The sequence below is a fragment of the Rhizobium sp. J15 genome (assembly GCF_002531825.1).
GTDB lineage: Bacteria > Pseudomonadota > Alphaproteobacteria > Rhizobiales > Rhizobiaceae > Rhizobium.
Genome location: NZ_NWSX01000071.1, coordinates 1 through 20,800, shown reverse-complemented (window position 1 = coordinate 20,800; position 20,800 = coordinate 1). Strand labels below are relative to the sequence as shown.

Sequence of the window (20,800 nt, the reverse complement as noted above, 5' to 3'; positions counted from 1 at the left end):
CCGGATGCGCTGCAAATTAATCGCCCGACGCTCTAATCGTAGAGTTCGCCATGCCCGATCTGCTCCTTTGCAGGCGTATCGCTGATGGCTGGATCGTCGGCCGGATCGGGATCTTTTCTGTTGGCCTCGTTCAAGAACCGCGCCGCTTCGAGGAGCGCCACCGAAATTTCCTCGGTTCCCCATCCGGCTTCATTGGCTTGCGCGACCAGTTGTTCCAATGCGGTTCGCGCAGCAGCGGTCGCCTCTTGGAAGCGTTGCGCGGGCGCTTCGGCTTTCGGCGATGGAAAAGTCATCGGCGTTCCCTCCATGGATCTGGCTGTCATGGATGAACGCGGCGCGCCCGAAATGGATGCACCGTCTCTGACTATTTAATATTCGAAAGGCCGGTCCAGACGCGTCAGATGACCGTCTGCAGCAGGAAAGGAGAGCGTTCCAGCGGCTGCTGGGCGATAAGCCTCAGCATCGCCGGGCCCTGTATGCCGGCTGTCGTGCGCGTGCGGCCGTCGTGATAGATCACCGTCATCAGCTGGCTGTGAACATCGTAGCGAATCTGCGCGATTGTCCGGGTGTGAACGGGAAAGATGAATTCGTTGGGCTGAGATTCCTGCCCTGATGTCTTCATGCTCATCGCGATGCCCCAGCGAAACAATGACCCGGCGTCGAGGACAGCACATACCCAGCAGCGTGCCCCACTCGACCGTCTTCAACCACTTGACCGATCAACTGCAGGAACGGCGCTCCCGCAATCGGGCCGAAGGCCCCCCGGCCCCAGCCTATGGTGCCTATGAAGCACATATTGTTGCTATCGTCGCGTGACATCAGCGTGACATGCAGATCGGGGCGTGAAAGCCCGCCCGGACCTGGCTCATGAAGCGCCGGCTGCGAAGGCAGCAAGGCCCTTAATGCAATGTACCGTGCGGCCCATGGGGCCAGCCGGCCTGCGGCCGGCATTCCGCCGTGCGCGCGAGCGTGCGAATGGCTTCGTCCGCTGCGAAGACCACAGCCTTCAGCCGTTCGATCTCGTAATCGAGTTCGCAGAGTTCGACCTCGTCGAGGCTGCCGTTGTATAATAGCTGCTTGGCCGTCTCGATCATGCGCTCCGTTCGCCCAACGATATCGAGGCCGCTTCGTATGATGATGTCGTGCATGGCTTCCCCCCGCTTTGATGATGAAGCGTCTGATATAATCGGGAGGATGACAATCCTGAAATCTTATCAGACGCGCTCGCGAAGCGCGTGGTAAAGATCCCGGAGCTCGTCCAGCGGGGAATAAGAGCGGTGACGCGGCGCGGAGGCGCTGCGGCCGGCAAGGACGAGCGCGCCGGCGGCGGCCGCGACGAGCAGAACCGTCGTGACCGGATAAAGCTTCACCGCCGCTTCGGTCTGACGCACGGCTTTTCCGGCGCCGCCCTTGGCCGAGCGGGCGAGATCGAGGACCTGCTGCTGAAGCGCGTCGATCTGCTTTCGCAAGGCGCTCAGATCTTCCCGCGGATCATAATCGGGCTGCCGGGGGACGCCGACGGAGGCAGTCTTCGTGTCGATGATGGCTTTCGGCACCGGCTCGCCGATCTTGGCTCCCTTGATGTCGAGGGTCGTCGTTTCAGTGCTTTTGCGGCGCGGCATGATCGTCTCTCCTTCTTATGGGGCGGACTTAATCGTCGTCGAGCGAGAAGACCGGCCGGTAATGACGTTCGGCGATCAGCAAGGTGCGGTCGGGCCGGATGATATAGATCTCCTCGACCTGCCGTCCCCATTGATCGGTGAAGCTGTGCGGAAAGGAAGAGCCCACCGGCGATTTGGTCAACTTCGTGCGCGGCTGGCCGTTATAGGTGATGCTGCCCGGGATCGGTTCCAGACCCGCGGACGAATAGCTGCCCGTGCTGACCGTGCAGCCTGCCAGCGCAACGGCGAGGACCAGTCCCATGCTCCGCTTCATCAAACCCTCCAGTTTCGGCCGCTTCCGGATAAAATAACAAGCTGCGAGGGATATTTGTTCCGGAATTCGGCTACGGCAAGCGAGACCCGGCTTCCTGGCCGGAACAAGCGGGCCGGGGCGCAGTTCGGCAGCAAAGGAGAAGCCACATGAACCACGAAGCATCGCGCCGCTGGCTGCTCTTCGGAGGAAGCCTGCCGGCCCAGCACCGCAATTTCCGAAACCGGGAGCATGCCGATCGAGACCGCCGCGGATCGCGTCATGGCTGACATCATCGAGGTCGATTTCCACCTGGTGTGGCGATATCCGGTGTTCATTCGCACCGTCGAGAGCCAGCGTCAGCGCATAGAAGGCCCCGATGCGGCGCTAGACGCGCTCAACAACAGCTGGGCAACCGTGCGGGGCGGCGGCTACGTCGAAGCGAAGCGGCGTTGCGTCGATGCGCTTCGCAGACGCGGGAGCGCGGAATTGGCCCGCCAGCGTTTCATCCAGGCCGCCATCGCCGCCGGTGTTCTGGCCTGAACAACGGGCATGGCGCTCAAGCCTGGTTTGTGCGCAATCGCACTGAGGCCGCGAGCCATCTGGCGTCAAAGGAAGTGTCGGCTATCGTGGATGTGAAGAGCCGATCGAATTCACAGGCAATGATGGTGGCGTTGATGACGATTTTCTACAGGCCGATACAGCCACGGGATTTCCGGTGCCTTTCGCTGGCGGTGATGAGCTGGTATCGCCATTTCGGCATCAAGGTGGGCGAACATGACAGCCACATCCTCTGCAGCGCGGCCATTCAGCTCTTCAACGATGGCAGAACGGATGTCGAGGATCTGACGGCCGGGCTGCTCGAAATGTTTCCCGTTCCGGATCTGCTCAAGATCAACGCACCGACCTCACAGTCGATCCACTAACTGGTCTTTCAGATTTCTTGCGCCAACGAAAACGACTGGCCAACTGTGGCAGCCGAGGACGTCGGCATCCCACGCATGAATGTGATCTGCCCGTCCTTCGCCGGCCTAAAGCTCGTCGCTGCGCCGCCTGACGGCGTGCTTGACTGCCAGCAAGTGCCTGCGCCGCTCCAGCATATAGTCGGCATAGCCGACGCAGATGTAGAGCAGGGTCGGGCCGGCGAAGATAACGATGAGAGCGAGTGCAAGGAGAATGAATGCGGTCGTCATGGTCTGTGTTCCATCATGTTGGTCATGTGACGCGACGGACCTGACGCTTTCTGCCGATCAGGTTCCGCCGCTTTGTCTGCCCCTCACTTCTCTCGCGCATCATGGCTGTGATGGCGATCATGCTCGCCGCCGCCGCCGGAAATCTTGCTTCGCGTGCGCCTGTCCGGCTCGGCTGGCAGCTTTGGTATTTCGAGCGGCGCCTTTGCGTTTTCATGCGATGCGCCCGGCCCGCCCTGGCGGATGGTCGACGGGCTCTTTTTCGAAGTGGACATCGATGCCTCCTACCTGTCCTGCTGGTAACCCTGGTGGGTGGTGTTGATCTTGGTGTTTCCCTGCTGGCCCTTCTTGTCGGGGCTTTCATTGCCGCCTGCCATGGCGGCATCCTCTGCCTTGGTCTTCGCCGGCTTGCCTGCACCCTTGTGGCTGACATTGTCGGCTGGAACGGGGGGTAACCTGCTGCTCATCACCTTCTCCTTATTGGGCTCCTCATTTGCCTCTTCATTTGGGATTTCGATTGGAGCTGTGATCGGAATATTGCTCGGTCTGGACCGCCTTGCCGTCGAGGCCGCGCTCCTTGGAATGCTGCGTCTTGTCCCGGTTCGAAAGGACAATATTCTCCGGAAGCTGCTCCTCGTCGAGATTGGTCATCGCGCCGCTGCCGTCGCCTTTCCCCTTCGCGCCAGCGCCCATATGTTTCCGGTCGGCATGTGCCATGATTTTCTCCTTCGGTTTGTCGAGTCAAACAATCCAGATCAACGGAGGTTCCGCCCCGACGGCAAATCCGCCACAGCGGAGGCTAGCCTGAGCGCTCCCGTGATTTCTCCAGGTGCCGGCGCAACTCTTTCTTCTGGATGAAATGATCGGTGCTGCCCGGCTCATGATCGGGGTGCGACACTTCCAGATCGAGATCGTCGGGAAGCGCAAGCGCCTGCTTGGCGTTCATGATGCCGAGCGGCACCCGTCCCTCCTCCGTATCCACGGCAACTTCGACCAGCTTCTTCTTCGATTTCATCTCGGCGATCCTTATCCTTACCTATTCAGAATCCGCCGGCCGTCCATTCGTTCCCTCCCTGCTCGATTTTGCGGCCTTTCTTCCCGCATCGCCTCCGCGACGCGCTCGATGAGCGGGCTCGATCTCATCTCCTCGAGCGAAACCGACAGCTTCGGCTTCCAGTTCGGATAACTGTCGCTGGTTCCCGGAATATTGGTCGGCCTCTTCTCGTCGGTGAGATCGGCGAGGCGGACGGCCACGAGCAGCGAGGGGGTTCTGGCGATGAAGCGATAGGCGCTGACTGTGAGTTTTCGCAGCGTCTCCCGGCTTGCCCTTGCGGTGAGCCTCGCCGGCACGTCGAGCCCGGCGGCCTTGAGCACCGCTTTCAGATGCCTGCGCTCGCGTCTGCGGTGTTCGAGATGTTTGGCGGTGAGATCCGGCGGCACGATGCCGTGGCCGCGCCGGTCGTCGATGTCGGCGCCGCGCCACCAGCCGGCAAGGGTCTGGTGGTCATGCGTCGAGATACAGGCCAAAGCGAGAGGGGGATAGGCGTCTGCGGGCTTGAAGCCCTTTTCGTCCTGTTCATAGGAGAGGATGCGATAGGAAAGAATGTGAGCCGTCTCCAGATCGTCCGGCAGGTCTTGCGGGATCATTCCGAGCGCCTCGCCGATGACGAGGCATCTATGTTCGGCGGAGGCCTCGGCGAGGATCTGCAGCAGTCGATGCTGGGGATAGCTGACATAGGCGCCGTCTTCCGGCCGGCTGCCGAGCGGCACCAGGAAGAGACGCCGGATCGCCGGAGCATGGTCGATGCGGATCGCCCCGGCATAACGCATGGCAGCACTCACCATGCGCCGGTAGGGCGACATGTCTCCCGCGGCGATCGTGGAAGGCAGGAAGCCGGCGAGGTGCCAGTCCTGTCCGTCCACGGCGAAGGGATCGGGCGGACTGCCGATGGTGGCCTCGGAAAGATAGACCTCGGGCTCGCTCCATGTCGCCGAACCGTCGATAGCTTCGCCGACGGCAAGGTCGAGATAGAGGCCGAGCCGCAAGCCGGCCTTCTTCGCCCGCTCCGCCGCCCGCAGCAGCTGCCGGTGGGCGAGCCATTGCAGCCACATGTGGAAGCGGATGCCGTCGGCGTGTTCGCGCTCGAAGGCGGCGACGGCAGCGCTGTCGAAACGCTGAAAATCGGCCGGCCATGTCTGCCAGCCGGCGCCTGCGCCGCGCCCGACCATGGAAAGCGACAGGCAGTCGAAAAGCGCGTGCCGTCGCAGGCTCTCGCCGCCCTGCTCCGCGAAGCCCGCGAAATCAGCGGGACGATAGTTCCTGTCCGGTTTGGCTTGCACCTGCCAGACCGGCCAGAGCGCACGCAGGGCTTGAAGTTTCGTTCTTGCGACGCCGGCGTAATCGACCAGATCCGTCCGGCGAAGTCTCTGCAATTGCTCTTCGAGTTCGGCATTGCCGGCAAAACCCGGCACGCGGTCGACGGCGATGTAGAGCGGGTTCAGGTGCTGGCGGTTCGAAGGCTCGTAGGGGCTGCAACGCTCGGAATCGGCAAGCAGCGGCGCATGAAGCGGGTTGAGACCGATGAAATCCGCCCCGAGCGATCCCGCGAGATCCGCCATAGCGGCAAGATCCTCGAAATCTCCGATCCCCCAATTGCGCGCCGACCGAAGTTCATAGAGCTGCAGAGCTATACCCCATATTCGCGTGCCGGCCAGAAAATCCGGCAGAAATGATGTCGGGATCTTCTTCTCCGTCGGCTCCGGCCGGGAGGCGTCCGCCTCTGGACCGGCGGCTGCGGACAGATCGATCTTCAAGGCAGAGAGTATCTTGCGCTTGGCCTCGCTGGAGATCGCCACCTCGCGATTGTCGGGGCTTGGCCTGGTCGGGCTGATGCCATGCCGGCGGGCAAGCCTATCGATCTCTGCTGATCTCATGCTCCAATCGCCTCATGTCAGCTTCACGCCTCGCTGATACTCCAGATCACCGTCCAGGGCGCGAGTTCGCCGTCGTCGCTGCGGCCGAGACGGAAGATCGTCTCGCCGCCATCATCCTCGATGCCGAGCAGCGCCGCCTCATTGCCGAGGTTGGCGCGCAGATGCAGGCGCCTGTTGCCGGCAAGCGTCCAATCCACCGCCACGGCGGTTCCCGCCGAACGGTAGGCCGCACTGCCGGCGCCGACGCCTTTCAGCAAGGGGATGATCCTCCGGCGCCGGAGGTCGAGAAGCTTCCGGTAGAAATCGAGCACCTCGGAGGACGCGCGTTTCGACCAGTCGAGCTTGCCGGCCGCGAAGGTCGACGGCGCCGTCGGGTCGAGAAGGTCCTCGGCATCGAAGCCTGGCAGGCGCGACAGTTCTTCACGCCGGCCTTTCCTGACCTTCTCGTTCAACTCCTCGTCGAAATCGCAGAAAAATGGAAAGGGCTCCCGCGCACCCCACTCCTCGCCCATGAACAGCATCGGTATTTCGGGCGACAGCAGATGGATTGCAGTGACCGCCTTGACGGCGTCGACCGGGCTGAAGGCCATCACGCGGTCGCCCAGCGCACGGTTGCCGATCTGGTCATGGTTCTGGATGAAGGACACGAAGGCGGTCGGCGGCAGATGACTGCTCGGCCTGCCCCGGCTTCCGCCGCGATAGGGCATGTGTTCGCCCTGAAACACGAAACCTTCCGCCAGCGCCCGGCCGAGCTTTCCCCCGTCACCGGCATAGTCGGCATAATAGCCGAAGGTCTCGCCGGTGGCGGCGATGTGCAGCACATGGTGCACGTCGTCGTTCCACTGCGCGGTGAAGAGCCGCGCCTCGCCTTCTTCGCCGCGCGTGAGGAGATCGCTGTCATTCTCCTCGTTTTCGACGATCAGGTGTACGTGCCGGCCGCCGGCCGCGGCCCTGACGCGCCGCGCAAGCGCGTGGAGAAGATGCTCGTCGCTGTCATCCCTAATGGCGTGGACGGCGTCGAAGCGAAATCCGTCGAGCCTGAACTCGGTGAGCCAATAGATGACGTTCTCGATGACGAATTCGCGGATCATCTCCGATCCATCGCCGTCGTAGTTGATGCCCTTGCCCCAGGGCGTCTTGTGCTGATCGGTAAAGAGCGGGGCGTAGGAAGGGATGTAGTTCCCGTCCGGCCCGAAGTGATTGTAGACGACGTCGAGAAAAACACTGATGCCGCGCTCATGCGCCGCATCCACCAGCGCCATGAAATCTTCCGGCCGACCGTAGCTGCTGTCGGGGGCATAGGGCAGCACGCCGTCATAACCCCAGCTGTAACGGCCGGGGAAATCGCTGAGCGGCATGATCTGCAAAGCGGTAACGCCCAATTCCCGGAGATGGTCGAGCCGCTCGATCGCGCCCCTGAAAGTGCCCTCCGGCGTAAAGCAGCCGATATGAAGCTCGTAGAGGACCATCTCCTCCCATGGCCGGCCGGTCCACCCGTTCGCCTTCCAGCGATAGGCGGAAAGGTCGATCACTTCGCTCGGCCCATGCACATCCTCAGGCTGGAACCGCGAGGCCGGATCGGGAATTTCGAGGCCGTCCGGCAGGACAAAGCGGTAGCGGGTACCGGCATGGGCGTCCGAAACCGTGCAGCGATGCCAGCCGTCCTCTTCCGCATACATCGGGCGCGGGTCAGCACCTTCTATCTTCAACGACACGCTTTCATGCAACGGCGCCCAGAGGCGAAACAGAATGCCCTCTTCGGTGAAATCAGGTCCGAACGTCGTTTGGGTCAAGGAAGAGCCTTTGATGAAACGGGATGGGATTTGGGTAACTTTTGGAGGAGCAAAAGGTTTCGTCCGCACGCGCGCTGCGAAACGTCGCCATCGCTGGATGGCTCTATTCACCGCCTCAGAAGAAGTTACGTCAATCAAGCCAGGTCGATGGCTCGCGCATCCCATGGATGACGACGATGATTTCCGCGCCGTAGTCGGTGGGCTCATAGACGGCGATGTATCGCCCCTCGATAATCAGGCGGGCGGCGGGGCTGATCTCCGGACGAGGAGGCCCAATTTCCGGGTGGGCGGCAACCAGATCGAACTTATCGAAAAGCTTTTGCAGCAGCCTGTCCGCTGCTGGCTCATTGTGGACGGCAATATTAAGCCAGATATCGCGCATCTGGCGCTGGGCACGCGGAGATAATTTGTATTTAGCCACGAGCTGCGCGTTCTGCTTTCAGCTTTCGCAGGAACTCTGCCGGATCGACTTCTTGGGGTTCGCCGCTGGCTTTGCCCTCGGCATATTCCCGCTTCAGATTTTCCAGCTCAAGCGCTCGGAATTGTTCGCGCTGCTCCAGCAGGCGGAGACTATCGCGCATGACCTCGCTGGCACTGGCGTAGCGCCCGCTTTCAACAAGCTCACGGACAAAGCCTTCGTACCGGGGGCCGATATTATAGCTGGACGGCATGGCAACACCTTTCATCAAGCAGATGTTATCAGCTTTTGCTAAGCGCAACAAATAAAACCGTCGGCAACCGCATCGGGCAGGAACCGAACCTGCGATTGTGGCAATTCGATCTTCAAGCCGCCGCGACCTTGCCCGAAAGCGCCTGGTCCATCGCTGCCTGAAGCTGTTCCTGGGTGAAGGGCTTCGTCATCCTGAGCATCCGGCCGAGCCCATTGTCCTCGGATAGCTCGGCATAGCCCGAGGCGAGGATGACGGGCAGGCCCGGAGAGGACGAGCGAAGATGGCGCGCAAGCTCGGCGCCGGTCATGCCCGGCATGGCATGGTCGGTGATGACGAGATCGCAATCCTTGCCGTCGGCGAGGAATTCCAGGGCCTCGGACGCGGAAGAGGCTTCCCGCGGCAGGTGGCCGAGATCTTCCAGCATCGCCACGGTTCCCGTCCGGACAAGCGCGTCGTCATCGACGACCAGAATGGAAAGGGCTCTCGACACCGGTTTCAGCGGTTCTGCCACCGCAGGCTCGGCGACAGGCTGCGCTCTGGCGAAGGCCTCGGCGACAGGCAGCCACAGGGAAACGGTCGTGCCCTTGCCCTGTGTGCTTGCTATCTGGAGCGAACCGCCGGATTGCGCCGCCAGCCCATGAACCATTGACAGGCCGAGACCGGTGCCCTTGCCGACGCCCTTGGTGGTGAAAAACGGTTCGGCGGCGCGCGAGACGGTCGCCTCGTCCATGCCTTCGCCGTCGTCGGATACCGATATCCTGATGTAGTTGCCGATCGTCAGACCGGGCAAGGGCGGCTCGTCCGCCTCGGCCGCGGCAACGGTGACGGCGCCGCCGTTTTCCAGCGCATCCCGCGCATTGACGAAGAGATTGAGCAGCGCCAGTTCCAGCTGATTGCTGTCGATCAGCAGCGGCGGCAGATCCGAGGGGATGCGCTTGCAGATCTCGATGCGCGGCCCCACCGCCTTGGCGAGAAGATCCTCGATATTTTCGAACAGCCGGAGGAAATCGACCGCCTGCGGCTTGAGTTCCTGGCGGCGCGCGAAGGCAAGCAGGCGCTGGGTCAGCGCCGTGCCGCGCTCGGCGGCCTGGATCGCGTTCGTCACCAGTCTTTCGGCCCGCTCGTCGGCGGGAAGCCGCTTCTTCAAGAGGCTAAGGCTGCCGAGGACCGCCATCAGCAGATTGTTGAAGTCGTGCGCGACGCCGCCGGTGAGATGGCCGATCGTGTCGAGCTTCTGCGCTTCGAAGAGCTGCGCCAGCGCCTCCTCGCGCTCGCGCGTCCGCTGATCGATGCGGTGCTCGAGCTCCTCGTTGAGCTGACGCAGTTGCGAGGCCGAGGATTCGAGCTCGGCGGTACGCTGAAGCACCCTCGCCTCCAGATCGGCATTCAGGCGTTCGAGCTCGCGCGTCTTCCGGTAAAGATCGGCAAAGACCCTGACCTTGGCGCGCAGCACCTCGGGCACGATCGGGACGGAGACGTAATCGACGGCGCCGACCGCATAGCCGCGCAGCCGGTCGGGTTCGGCCAGCATGACGGCGGAGACGAAGATGATCGGCGTGTTCTGATAGCGCGGGTGCTGCCGGATCATGCCGACCAGTTCGAAACCGTCCTGTTCGGGCATGCAGACATCGACGAGGATGACGGCGATCTCGGTGCGCAGCAGGTGCTCGAAGGCTTCGCGGGCCGACTGCGCCTTGATGAGGTTTTCCTCGAGTTCTTCGAGGATGACCTCGTAGCTCAGAAGCTTGGCCGGCTGGTCGTCGACGAGGAGGATGTTGACGGGGTTCATGGCCGGGCCCTCAGCGATGCAGCCACATTCGAAGCGCCGACAGGAGCTGCTCGGTATTGACGGGCTTTGCCAGGTAATCCGAGGCGCCCGCCTCCAGGCATTTCTCGCGGTCGCCCTTCATCGCCTTGGCCGTCAGCGCCAGGATCGGCAGCCGCCGGAAACGCGGCTCCGAGCGGATGACCTGCATCGTCTCGTAGCCGTCCATCCCCGGCATCATGATATCCATCAGCACGATGGCGACGGAGGGCTCGGTGTTGATGACGTCGATCGCCTCGCTGCCGGTCGTCGCGGTCAGCACCTTCATGCCGCGGCGTTCGAGAACGCTGCTCAGCGCGAAGATGTTGCGGGCGTCGTCATCGACCAGCAGCACGGTCTCGCCGACGAGGTCCTCGTCCGAGCTGTGCAGCTCCTGCAGCGTCGCCTGCTTGGCGGCCGGCAGGTCGGCGACGACCCGGTGCAGGAACAGCGCCGTCTCGTCGAGCAGGCGTTCGGGCGACTCCACGCCCTTCACCACGACGCTTCGCGCCATGCTGTGCAGCGTTGCGTCTTCCTCCGGCGAAAGCTCGCGGCCGGTGAAGACGACGACAGGCACCTCGGCGATCCCGTCGTCGTCGCGGATCTGCTCCAGCACCTCGAAGCCGGACATGTCGGGCAGCGTGAGATCGAGCACGACGCAATCGGCGGAGCCCTGCCGGAGAACGGCAAGCGCCTCCGATCCGGATCCGACGCTTGTTATGTCGATATCGTCGTGCCCGAGAAGGGCAGTGACGCTCATGCGCTCGGCCTCGTTATCCTCCACCAGCAGCAGTTGCTTACGGCGCGGCTCGGCATAGGCCTTCAGCCGCGACAGCGCCTTGCCGAGCCCTTCCGGCGTCGTCGGCTTGCTCATGAAGGCGAAGGCGCCACGAGTGAGCCCATGCTGGCGGTCCTCGTCGAGGCTGATAATCTGGACGGGGATGTGCCGCGTCTGCGGGTTCTGTTTCAGCTGGCTCAGCACCGTCCAGCCGAGCATGTCGGGCAGGAAGATATCGAGTGAAATTGCCGACGGCTTGTAGTCCTGCGCAAGAACGAGCGCATCGCTGCCGCGCATGGCGACCAGCACCTTGAAGCCGTTGTCGCGGGCGAGATCGACGAGGACGCGGGCGTAATGCGCATCGTCCTCGACGACGAGCAGCACGGAGTCGCCCGCCTCTATCCGGTGACGGTCGTCCGAGACATGTTCGGCGGGCTTTTCGGCGCGGCGGATCGCGGCCGCTTCGGCGAATTCCACGACATTCGCCGGCGGCGCCACGGGCTTCAGTGCCACCGCGCCGGCGCCGACATAGGTGAGCGGCAGGTAGAGCACGAAGGTGCTGCCGACGCCCGGTGTGCTGCGCAGCTGGATCTCGCCGCCGAGCAGGTTCGCCAGTTCGCGGCTGATCGCAAGACCGAGACCGGTGCCGCCATATTTGCGGCTGGTCGAGGCATCCGCCTGCTGGAACGCCTCGAAGATGATGCGCTGCTTCTCGGGCGGTATGCCGATGCCTGTGTCGACGACTTCGAAGGCGATCACCGAAGGGGCATGCCGCAGCGAGGGATGATCCGGCGACCAGCCGCTCGTCACCGATGCGACGCGCAGCGTGACGCCGCCCTGCGCGGTGAACTTGAAGGCATTCGACAGCAGGTTCTTGAGGATCTGCTGCAGCCGCTTGGAATCCGTGATGATGCTCTTCGTCACATCGGCGCCGACCTCGACCGCGAAGGAGAGACTGCGGTTTTCGGCCTCGTGGCGGAAGGGGCGCGCCATGACTTCGAGCAGGTTGCTGACGAAGATCTCTTCGGCATCGACCGAGACCGTGCCGGATTCGATCTTCGAGAGGTCGAGGATGTCGCTGATGAGGTTGAGCAGATCGGTGCCGGCGCCATGGATCGTCTTGGCGAACTCGACCTGCTTTACCGAGAGGTTGCCGTCCGGGTTTTCTCCGAGCTGCTGACCGAGGATGAGGATGGAATTCAACGGCGTGCGCAGCTCGTGCGACATGTTGGCGAGGAATTCCGACTTGTATTTCGATGTCAGCGCCAGCTCGGTCGCCTTTTCCTCGAGCGCGCGTCTTGCCTGCTCGATCTCCTGGTTCTTCGCCTCGACTTCGACGTTGCGCTCTTCCAGCTGCTGCGCCTTCTGACCGAGCTGTTCGTTGGTCTGCTGCAGCTCGCGCTGCTGCGTCTGCAGCTCGGCGGCGAGCTGCTGGGATTGTTTGAGCAGGCCTTCGGTCTGCATGGTCGCTTCGATCGAGTTCAGCACGATGCCGATCGATGTCGTCAGCTGGTCGAGGAAGGAGAGCTGCAGCTCGGTGAATTCGCCGGCCGAAGCAAGTTCGATCACCGCCTTGACCTGGCCCTCGAAATGCACCGGCAGCACGATCGCACTTCTGGGCAGCGTCGTGAACACGCCGGAGCTGATCGGCACGACATTGTCGGGAAGGTCGGTGACGAGGATGCGGCGTGCGTCGCTCGCGCATTGGCCGACGAGGCCCTGGCCGAAATCGAGCCGCGGCGGATGCGCCGCCTCGACGCCTTGCGCGTAGACCGACAGCAGCGACAGGAACGGCTGGCTCTCGTCGGCATCGACCTGGTAGATCACGCCCTGATGCGCGCCGACCAGCGGCGCCAGTTCCGAGAGCAGCATCTTGCCGACCAGCGTCAGGTCGCGCTGGCCCTGCAGCATGTTGGTGAAGCGTGCGAGGTTCGTCTTCAGCCAGTCCTGCTCGGTGTTGCGCTCCGTCGTCAGGCGCAGGTTGTCGATCATCGTGTTGATGTTGTCCTTAAGCTCGGCCACTTCGCCGCGCGCATCGACCTTGATCGAGCGCGTCAGGTCGCCCTTGGTGACGGCGGTCGCCACCTCGGCGATGGCGCGTACCTGCGTCGTCAGGTTGGCAGCCAGAAGGTTGACGTTGCCGGTCAGATCCTTCCACGTTCCCGCCGTACCCGGCACGTTCGCCTGGCCGCCGAGACGGCCTTCGACGCCCACTTCGCGGGCAACGGTGGTCACCTGATCGGCGAAGGTCGCGAGCGTGTTGGTCATGTTGTTGATGGTTTCGGCGAGGGCCGCCACCTCGCCCTTAGAGGCGACGGTGAGGTTCTGCTTGAGATCGCCGTTCGCGACCGCCGTCACCACCTTGACGATGCCGCGTACCTGTTCGGTCAGGTTGGCGGCCATGACGTTGACCGTGTCGGTCAGGTCCTTCCAGGTGCCGGCGACTCCAGGCACCTGCGCCTGGCCGCCGAGCTTGCCTTCGGTGCCGACCTCGCGCGCCACACGCGTCACTTCACCGGCAAAGGCGTTCAGCTGATCCACCATCGTATTGATGGTGTTCTTCAGTTCGAGGATTTCGCCCTTCACGTCGACGGTGATCTTGCGCGAGAGGTCGCCGCGCGCCACGGCGGTGGTCACTTCGGCGATGTTGCGCACCTGGGTCGTCAGGTTTGCAGCGAGCAGGTTGACGTTGTCGGTCAGGTCCTTCCAGGTGCCGGCGACGCCCGGAACGACGGCCTGGCCGCCGAGCCGGCCATCGGTGCCGACTTCGCGGGCCACACGCGTCACTTCGCCGGCGAAGGAGCGAAGCTGGTCGACCATGGTATTCAAAGTGTCCTTCAGCAGCAGGATTTCGCCGCGCACGTCCACCGTGATTTTGCGCGACAGGTCGCCATTGGCGATGGCGGTCGCCACCTCGGCGATGTTGCGCACCTGCGCCGTCAGGTTGCCGGCCATGGAATTGACGCTGTCCGTCAGGTCCTTCCAGGTGCCGGCCACACCGGAGACCTGCGCCTGACCACCGAGCTTGCCTTCGGTGCCGACTTCGCGGGCAACGCGCGTCACTTCACCGGCAAAAGCGTTCAGCTGATCCACCATCGTATTGATGGTGTTCTTGAGTTCGAGGATTTCGCCCTTCACGTCGACGGTGATCTTGCGCGAGAGGTCGCCGCGCGCCACGGCGGTCGTCACTTCGGCGATGTTGCGCACCTGGCCGGTGAGGTTGGAGGCCATGGAGTTGACGTTTTCGGTCAGGTCCTTCCAGGTGCCGGCAACACCCGGCACCTGCGCCTGGCCGCCGAGCTTGCCTTCGGTGCCGACTTCGCGGGCGACGCGCGTCACTTCCGAGGCGAAGCGGTTCAGCTGGTCCACCATGGTGTTCAGCGTTTCCTTGAGCTCAAGGATTTCGCCGGAGACCGACACCGTGATCTTCTTCGAGAGGTCGCCATTGGCGATGGCGGTCGAGACTTCGGCGATATTGCGCACCTGCGCCGTCAGGTTGCCGGCCATGGAGTTGACGCTGTCGGTCAGATCCTTCCAGGTGCCGGCGACGCCGAGCACGTTCGCCTGGCCGCCGAGACGCCCTTCGGTGCCGACTTCGCGGGCGACGCGCGTCACTTCGCCGGCGAAGCCGTTCAGCTGGTCGACCATCGTGTTGATGGTCTCCTTCAATTCGAGGATTTCCCCCGAAACCGGCACGGTGATCTTCTTGGAAAGGTCGCCCTGAGCGACGGCGGTCGCGACTTCGGCGATGTTGCGCACCTGGCCGGTCAGGTTGGAGGCCATGGAATTGACGCTGTCGGTCAGATCCTTCCAGGTGCCGGCCACGCCGCGCACGTTCGCCTGGCCGCCGAGCCGGCCCTCCGTGCCGACTTCGCGGGCGACGCGTGTCACTTCCGAGGCGAAGGCGTTCAGCTGGTCGACCATCGTATTGATGGTTTCCTTCAGTTCCAGGATTTCGCCCTTCACGTCGACGGTGATCTTCTTCGACAGGTCGCCATTGGCGATCGCCGTCGAGACCTCGGCGATGTTGCGCACCTGCGCCGTCAGGTTGCCGCCCATCGAGTTGACGTTTTCGGTCAGGTCCTTCCAAGTGCCGGCCACGCCGCGCACGTTGGCCTGGCCGCCGAGCCGGCCTTCGGTACCGACTTCGCGGGCCACACGCGTCACTTCGGATGCGAAGGCGTTCAGCTGGTCGACCATCGTGTTGATGGTTTCCTTGAGTTCCAGAATTTCGCCCGACACCGTGACGGTGATCTTCTTCGACAGGTCGCCATTGGCAATCGCCGTCGAGACCTCGGCGATGTTGCGCACCTGCGCCGTCAGGTTCGAGGCCATGGAATTGACGTTGTCGGTCAGGTCCTTCCAGGTGCCGGCAACACCGGGCACCTGCGCCTGGCCGCCGAGCCGGCCCTCGGTGCCGACTTCGCGGGCCACGCGCGTCACTTCGCCGGCAAAGCCGTTCAGCTGATCCACCATCGTATTGATGGTTTCCTTCAGCTCCAGGATTTCGCCGGAGACGTCGACGGTGATCTTGCGCGAGAGGTCGCCGCGGGCGACCGCCGTCGTCACCTGGGCGATGTTGCGGACCTGCGCCGTCAGGTTGCCGCACATGGCGTTGACGCTATCGGTCAGGTCCTTCCAGGTGCCGGCGACGCCGGGCACCAGGGCCTGGCCGCCGAGCTTGCCTTCGGTGCCGACCTCGCGGGCCACGCGCGTCACTTCCGAAGCGAAGGAGCGCAGCTGGTCGACCATGGTGTTGATCGCTTCTTTCAGTTGCAGGATTTCGCCGCGCACGTCGACGGTGATCTTCTTGGAAAGGTCGCCGTTGGCGACCGCGATCGTCACTTCAGCGATGTTGCGCACCTGCGCCGTCAGGTTCGACGCCATCGAGTTGACGCTTTCGGTCAGGTCCTTCCACACACCCGTCACCTCGGGCACCTGCGCCTGGCCGCCGAGCTTGCCGTCGGTGCCGACTTCGCGGGCGACGCGCGTCACTTCCGAGGTGAAGACGCTCAGCTGCTTGATCATCGTGTTGACGATATCGGCCGAGCGCAGGAATTCCCCCTTCAGCGCCCGCCCGTCGACATCGAGCGGCACGGTCTGCAGCAGGTCGCCCTTGGCGACCGCGGTGATCGTGCGGGTGACAGCCGTCGTCGGCCAGAGGAGGTCGTCGATCAGGCCGTTGATCGATCCCTCCATCTCCGACCAGGAACCGTCGGACAGGCCGAAGCGCACGCGCGTGCTCGTGCGCCCGTCACGGCCGACCACCTGGCCGACATGTTCGAGCTGCTGGGCCATGCGCTGATTGGCGGCGATGATGTCGTTCAGCGCATCGGCGACCTTGCCGGTGACGCCGGTCAGATCGGAGCGCATGCGCACGGAAAAGTCGCCACGCCTGACGGCAACCAGCACCTCCAGAAGGGCGCTGGCATCGTCAAAGGCCATGGTTTTGTGGTCGTGCCCGTTGAGGCTCTCGGCCGCAGCCTCGTCGCGTGAAATCTCACTGGTTTGCGTGCTCACGGAATCCCCCCTGTTCGAACGAAGGTAATTAGTGCTCGGCTGGAAAAAGGGTATGGGTGTGCCGCAGGGTTGCAGTGATAGGCCTAACCTAACGTCAACGGCCAAACTTGGCCTGCGCGGGAACAGTTTCCGGCCGGCCGTCGTTTCCGTCCTGACAAGGGAGAGCGACATGTCGAACGTCTCACGGACAGGCAAGGACGAGATCAACAACGCGACCAGCGCAACCACCTTCGGGCGATCGGTCGAGAGCCAGGCGCAGATGCAGGATGCCGCTGCGGAGGCGGCGCCGGAAGCCGGCGGCGAGATGCTCAACATCTACCGGCTCGAGCCGATCGCCAAGCCCGACGATCCGAGATGGGATAATGCCCCGAACCACGGCACCGTCGTGGTGGCCGCCCGGACGCCGGGCGATGCCAGGATCGCCGCCGCCGCACGCGAACTCGATTTCATGGAAGTGGACGCGGCACCCGCCGAGGACGTCACGACGGCAAATGCCAGCGCCTTCCGTGACGACAAGCTCTACACCGTGATCGAGATCGACCGGAACAGGCGCAACATCAAGCGCGGCATCCTCGACGGCACGGTGTCGGTCGGTACGATCCGGCCGGTCGAGCCGGACTAGAGCATGACGCCGAAAGTGTAAGCGGTTTTCGGACGAACATCATGCTCTAACTATTTAAATTAGAACAGGATTCAGATTTTGGGCCGACACGGCCTATAATCATCCTGTTCCATGCACCCTTTCTTTACCTGGGAGTTCTCATGAATACGGCCAATCTGCAGCTCAAGGGCCTGATCATGGCGATGGCCTCGATTTGCGACGCGATCGCCGAGAAGGAATTGCTCACCCGCGAGGAAATCACTGCCGCGCTCGCCAAAGCGCAAAAGGCAATCGAGGAGGATGACGACCATGAACTGTCCGGCGCCAACCGGGCGGCGATCCTCTTTCCGATCCGTGTGCTGCAGCTTGCCGGCGAAGCGGGCCGGAAAGGCGAAGGGGCGACGTTTTCGGACTATGCCAAGCTCGTGGGAAAGCTCAGCTGAGCATCTTCGAAGGCTTTTCTCTCGAGATCGTCGATGTCCGGCCGGGTTCGCTCCGCGTCCGCCACGGCGGGATGGGGACCCGCCGTTCTTCTGTTCCACGGCCATCCCAGGAGGCAGGGCTTGAGACGCGCTCCGGTAGCAGGCCATCCGGCAGCGATGTTCAAGGCTGTCGATTTTTGCGATAAGTTGATTCATTTGGTCTTGTTTCCCGGCGGTTCCTGTGGCTATAGGGCGGCCGCAGACACTCACGCACCGGGATTTTTACGTGACCAGCTTCAAATCACTTCTGGCCGCCTGCGGCCTCTCCGCCCTGATCGGTCTTGCCGCAACGCCGTCTTTCGCCGGCCCGACGGCCTACCCTCTGACGCTGGAGAACTGCGGCGCCGAGGTGACCTTCAAGAAGGCGCCCGAGCGGGCGATCGGCCTCGGCCAGAACAGCGCGGAAATCCTGCTGCTGCTCGGCCTCCAGGACAAGATGGTCGGCACCGCCTTCTGGCCGAGCAAGGTTCTGCCGCAGCTCGCCGAGGCCAATGCCAAGGTCAAGCTTCTCACCGTCGAGATGCCGACTTTCGAATCGATGCTCGCCGAAAACCCGGATTTCGTGGCGGCCGCGCTTCCGAGCCTCGTCGGCCCGAACAGCAAGGTCGCCAAGCGCGAGGATTTCGACAAGGTCGGCGTTTCAACCTATCTCTCGCCCAGCACCTGCCTCAGCACCAAGGACGTCAAGGACCAGTATGGCAGCCGCGGCGAGCTGTGGAACATGGATCTTCTCTACAAGGAGATCGACGAACTCTCTCAGATCTTCGACGTCGCCGATCGCGGCCAGGCGCTGATCGCCGATTTCAAGGCGCGTGAAGCCAAGCTGCGCGGAAGCGTTGCCAAGGACGGCCAGAACCTGTCCTACGTCTTCTGGTTCTCCAGCCCCAGCCCGTCGGCCGATGCCTATGTCGGCGGCAAGAACAGCGCTTCCGGCTTCATTGCCGACCTGCTCGGCGGCCACAATGCGATATCAGCCGACGCGGAATGGCCGACCGTCGGTTGGGAAGGCATCATCGCCGCCAATCCCGACGTCATCGTCGTCGCCAGCCTCGACCGCAACCGCTGGGAACTCGACAAGCCCGAGGCCAAGATCAAGTTCCTGAACACCGATCCTGCCGTCAGCCAGACCCCGGCCGTCAAGAACAAGGCGCTCGTCGTCATGGACGGCCAGGCCATGAACCCGACCATCCGCACGATCTACGGCGCCGAACAGGTGGCCGAGCAGCTGAAGGCCCTCGGTCTGCTGAAGTGACCGAGGCGGGACGTCTCTTTCGGCAGCTGGGAGCACTCACCGCGCTGCTCCTGGCTTCCCTCTGCCTCATCGCTGTCGCCATCGGCGTCAGCGTCGGGATCGGCGACCTGCCGATTCCGCTCGCAACCACGTTTTCGGCCGTCACCAACCGGCTGGGCTGGACCGCCGTCGAGCTCAACCGCATCCACGAGACGGTCATCTGGGATTATCGCCTGAGCCGGGCGCTCGTCGCCGCCTTCTGCGGCGCGGGGCTGGCGCTGTCGGGCGCCATCATGCAGTCGCTGCTGCGCAATCCGCTTGCCGAACCCTATGTGCTCGGCATCTCCGCCGGGGCCTCCACCGGCGCGGTCGCGATCGTCATCCTCGGCCTCGGCGCTGGCGCGGTGTCGCTGTCGGCAGGCGCCTTTGCCGGCGCCTTCGCCGCCTTCTTCTTCGTGGCGCTGCTTTCGAACAGCACGCGCGGCGGCGCCGACCGCACCATTCTTGCCGGTGTGGCCGCATCGCAGCTCTTCAATGCGTCGACCTCCTATATCGTCACCACCTCGGCCAATGCGCAGCAGGCCCGCGACGTCATGTTCTGGCTGCTCGGCAGCTTCAGCGGCGTGCGCTGGCCGGAATTCGCGCTGGTCTCGGTCGTCGTCGGCTTCGGCCTTGCCGCCTGTCTGCTCTATGCCCGCGTGCTCGATGCCTTCGCTTTCGGCGACGAGGCGGCATCCTCGCTCGGCGTCAATGTCGCCCGCGCCCGCATGGCCCTCTTCGCGCTCACCGCCATGATGACGGCGACGATCGTCAGCATGGTCGGCTCGATCGGCTTCGTCGGCCTCGTCGTGCCGCATGTCGCCCGCTTCGTCGTCGGGCCGCTCCATATCCGCCTCCTGCCGGCCTGCGCCATCGCGGGCGCCATCTTCATGGTGCTCGCCGACATCGCCGCGCGCGCCCTCATTCCCGGCCAGATCCTGCCGATCGGCGTCGTCACGGCGCTGGTCGGCGTTCCCTTCTTCTCGATCATCCTCTACCGGTTCCAGCGCGCGTCATGAGCATCAAGGCCGACAACCTCACCTGGAAAATTGGAAGGAAGACCATTCTGGACGGCGTTTCCATGGAGGCCCAGCCCGGCCGGATGCTTGGCCTGCTCGGGCCGAACGGCTCCGGCAAGACCTCGCTGCTCAGGCTTCTCGCCGGCCTCAAGCGGCCGCATTCCGGCCGCGTCACGCTCGACCGCAACGATATCGGCAAGATCAGCCGCCGCTCGATCGCCCGGCGCATCGCCTTCGTCGAGCAGCACGCCACGACCAACGCCAATCTGAAGGTCGTCGACGTCGTCAAGCTCGGAAGGTTTCCGCATCGCTCCATGTTCTCGGGCTGGACGAGGGCGGACGAAGAGGCAGTCGAAGCCGCACTTGTCCGCGCCGGCATGGCGGAGAAGCGCGACGATCGCTGGCAGAGCCTGTCGGGCGGCGAAAAGCAGCGCACCCACATCGCCAGGGCGCTCGCCCAGTCGCCGCAGGAGCTGATCCTCGACGAACCCACGAACCATCTCGACATCCAGCACCAGATCGGCCTGATGCGGCTCGTCTCCGGCCTGCCGATCACCAGCATCGTCGCCCTGCACGATCTCAACCACGCCGCCATGTTCTGCGACGCGCTTGTTATCATGCAGCAGGGCAGGATCGTCGCCTCCGGCGCGCCTGAGGACGTGCTGAGCGAAAAACTCCTGCGCGAGGTCTTCTCGATCGAGGCGCGCGTCGAAGCCTCGCCCTATCATTCGCGCCCGCACATCCACTATCTCAAGTGAGAACGGCTAGAACAGGATGATTTTAGGCCCGATTGGCCTAAAATCTGAATCCTGTTCTAAATTAAAGAG

Annotated in this window: 23 protein-coding genes; 7 read left to right on the top strand and 16 right to left on the bottom strand. The window is 63.4% G+C overall.

The window, feature by feature from the left end:
- Window positions 1-32: 32 nt before the first annotated feature.
- The 5 genes from CO670_RS31175 to CO670_RS31155 all read right to left on the bottom strand — a co-directional run bounded on the left by CO670_RS31175 (window position 33) and on the right by CO670_RS31155 (window position 1,935).
- Window positions 33-293 carry a hypothetical protein gene (locus CO670_RS31175; protein WP_097593854.1) on the bottom strand — a complete coding sequence of 87 codons (261 nt, stop codon included), beginning with the start codon at window positions 291-293 and terminating at the stop codon, window positions 33-35.
- 104 nt (window positions 294-397) lie between these two features.
- Window positions 398-628 carry a hypothetical protein gene (locus CO670_RS31170; protein WP_097593857.1) on the bottom strand — a complete coding sequence of 77 codons (231 nt, stop codon included), beginning with the start codon at window positions 626-628 and terminating at the stop codon, window positions 398-400.
- Between the two features lie 271 nt (window positions 629-899).
- Window positions 900-1,148, bottom strand: a complete 249-nt coding sequence (locus CO670_RS31165; protein ID WP_097593852.1) for a hypothetical protein — start codon at window positions 1,146-1,148, stop codon at window positions 900-902.
- Between the two features lie 66 nt (window positions 1,149-1,214).
- Entirely contained in the window at window positions 1,215-1,622 is a 408-nt protein-coding gene (locus CO670_RS31160; protein ID WP_097593850.1) for a hypothetical protein, read from the bottom strand.
- 28 nt (window positions 1,623-1,650) lie between these two features.
- Window positions 1,651-1,935, bottom strand: a complete 285-nt coding sequence (locus tag CO670_RS31155) for a hypothetical protein (RefSeq protein ID WP_097593848.1) — start codon at window positions 1,933-1,935, stop codon at window positions 1,651-1,653.
- 258 nt (window positions 1,936-2,193) lie between these two features.
- Here CO670_RS31155 and CO670_RS31150 point away from each other — a divergent pair, with 258 nt between their 5' ends.
- Both CO670_RS31150 and CO670_RS31145 read left to right on the top strand, forming a co-directional pair.
- Window positions 2,194-2,454, top strand: coding sequence for a DUF982 domain-containing protein (locus tag CO670_RS31150; RefSeq protein ID WP_097593855.1), 261 nt, complete (start codon window positions 2,194-2,196; stop codon window positions 2,452-2,454).
- 134 nt (window positions 2,455-2,588) lie between these two features.
- Window positions 2,589-2,837, top strand: a complete 249-nt coding sequence (locus tag CO670_RS31145) for a hypothetical protein (protein ID WP_141502450.1) — start codon at window positions 2,589-2,591, stop codon at window positions 2,835-2,837.
- A 105-nt stretch (window positions 2,838-2,942) separates the two neighbouring features.
- Here the strand turns inward: CO670_RS31145 and CO670_RS33185 are convergent, their stop codons facing one another.
- From CO670_RS33185 to CO670_RS31095, 11 genes are all read right to left on the bottom strand, one after another.
- Window positions 2,943-3,104 carry a hypothetical protein gene (locus tag CO670_RS33185; RefSeq protein WP_176539067.1) on the bottom strand — a complete coding sequence of 54 codons (162 nt, stop codon included), beginning with the start codon at window positions 3,102-3,104 and terminating at the stop codon, window positions 2,943-2,945.
- A gap of 83 nt (window positions 3,105-3,187) precedes the next feature.
- Window positions 3,188-3,376: a hypothetical protein gene (locus CO670_RS31140; RefSeq protein WP_097593845.1), complete on the bottom strand. Its 189-nt coding sequence runs from the start codon at window positions 3,374-3,376 to the stop codon at window positions 3,188-3,190.
- A 9-nt stretch (window positions 3,377-3,385) separates the two neighbouring features.
- Window positions 3,386-3,568, bottom strand: a complete 183-nt coding sequence (locus CO670_RS31135; protein ID WP_097593843.1) for a hypothetical protein — start codon at window positions 3,566-3,568, stop codon at window positions 3,386-3,388.
- A 34-nt stretch (window positions 3,569-3,602) separates the two neighbouring features.
- Window positions 3,603-3,818, bottom strand: coding sequence for a hypothetical protein (locus CO670_RS31130; RefSeq protein ID WP_097593842.1), 216 nt, complete (start codon window positions 3,816-3,818; stop codon window positions 3,603-3,605).
- Window positions 3,819-3,900: 82 nt separating this feature from the next.
- Window positions 3,901-4,116, bottom strand: coding sequence for a hypothetical protein (locus tag CO670_RS31125; protein ID WP_097593840.1), 216 nt, complete (start codon window positions 4,114-4,116; stop codon window positions 3,901-3,903).
- 17 nt (window positions 4,117-4,133) lie between these two features.
- Window positions 4,134-6,035: a 4-alpha-glucanotransferase gene (malQ, locus tag CO670_RS31120; protein WP_097593839.1), complete on the bottom strand. Its 1,902-nt coding sequence runs from the start codon at window positions 6,033-6,035 to the stop codon at window positions 4,134-4,136.
- Window positions 6,036-6,058: 23 nt separating this feature from the next.
- Entirely contained in the window at window positions 6,059-7,828 is a 1,770-nt protein-coding gene (gene treZ / locus CO670_RS31115) for a malto-oligosyltrehalose trehalohydrolase (RefSeq protein WP_097593837.1), read from the bottom strand.
- 130 nt (window positions 7,829-7,958) lie between these two features.
- The gene (locus CO670_RS31110; RefSeq protein WP_097593836.1) at window positions 7,959-8,249 is read right to left on the bottom strand and encodes a type II toxin-antitoxin system RelE/ParE family toxin; all 291 of its coding nucleotides are present in this window, start codon (window positions 8,247-8,249) and stop codon (window positions 7,959-7,961) included.
- Window positions 8,242-8,499 carry a type II toxin-antitoxin system ParD family antitoxin gene (locus tag CO670_RS31105; RefSeq protein ID WP_097593834.1) on the bottom strand — a complete coding sequence of 86 codons (258 nt, stop codon included), beginning with the start codon at window positions 8,497-8,499 and terminating at the stop codon, window positions 8,242-8,244. Before CO670_RS31105 ends, CO670_RS31110 begins: the two co-directional genes overlap by 8 nt.
- 112 nt (window positions 8,500-8,611) lie before the next feature.
- Window positions 8,612-10,288: a response regulator gene (locus tag CO670_RS31100; protein WP_097593832.1), complete on the bottom strand. Its 1,677-nt coding sequence runs from the start codon at window positions 10,286-10,288 to the stop codon at window positions 8,612-8,614.
- A 10-nt stretch (window positions 10,289-10,298) separates the two neighbouring features.
- Window positions 10,299-16,601, bottom strand: coding sequence for a HAMP domain-containing protein (locus CO670_RS31095; protein ID WP_097593831.1), 6,303 nt, complete (start codon window positions 16,599-16,601; stop codon window positions 10,299-10,301).
- Window positions 16,602-16,770: 169 nt separating this feature from the next.
- On the opposite strand from CO670_RS31095, the gene CO670_RS31090 reads away from it, so the two are divergent.
- The 5 genes from CO670_RS31090 (at window position 16,771) to CO670_RS31070 (ending at window position 20,731) form a co-directional block, all read left to right on the top strand.
- Window positions 16,771-17,223: a hypothetical protein gene (locus tag CO670_RS31090; RefSeq protein ID WP_097593830.1), complete on the top strand. Its 453-nt coding sequence runs from the start codon at window positions 16,771-16,773 to the stop codon at window positions 17,221-17,223.
- 140 nt (window positions 17,224-17,363) lie between these two features.
- Window positions 17,364-17,645 carry a hypothetical protein gene (locus CO670_RS31085; protein ID WP_097593828.1) on the top strand — a complete coding sequence of 94 codons (282 nt, stop codon included), beginning with the start codon at window positions 17,364-17,366 and terminating at the stop codon, window positions 17,643-17,645.
- A gap of 265 nt (window positions 17,646-17,910) precedes the next feature.
- A complete protein-coding gene (locus tag CO670_RS31080; protein ID WP_097593827.1) occupies window positions 17,911-18,936 on the top strand; it encodes an ABC transporter substrate-binding protein in 1,026 nt (341 codons plus the stop codon).
- Window positions 18,933-19,973 (top strand): iron ABC transporter permease, encoded by a 1,041-nt coding sequence (locus tag CO670_RS31075; protein WP_097593825.1) that lies wholly within the window; start codon window positions 18,933-18,935, stop codon window positions 19,971-19,973. Before CO670_RS31080 ends, CO670_RS31075 begins: the two co-directional genes overlap by 4 nt.
- A complete protein-coding gene (locus CO670_RS31070) occupies window positions 19,970-20,731 on the top strand; it encodes an ABC transporter ATP-binding protein (protein WP_097593824.1) in 762 nt (253 codons plus the stop codon). The genes CO670_RS31075 and CO670_RS31070 overlap by 4 nt, the downstream gene beginning before the upstream one ends.
- Window positions 20,732-20,800: the final 69 nt, after the last annotated feature.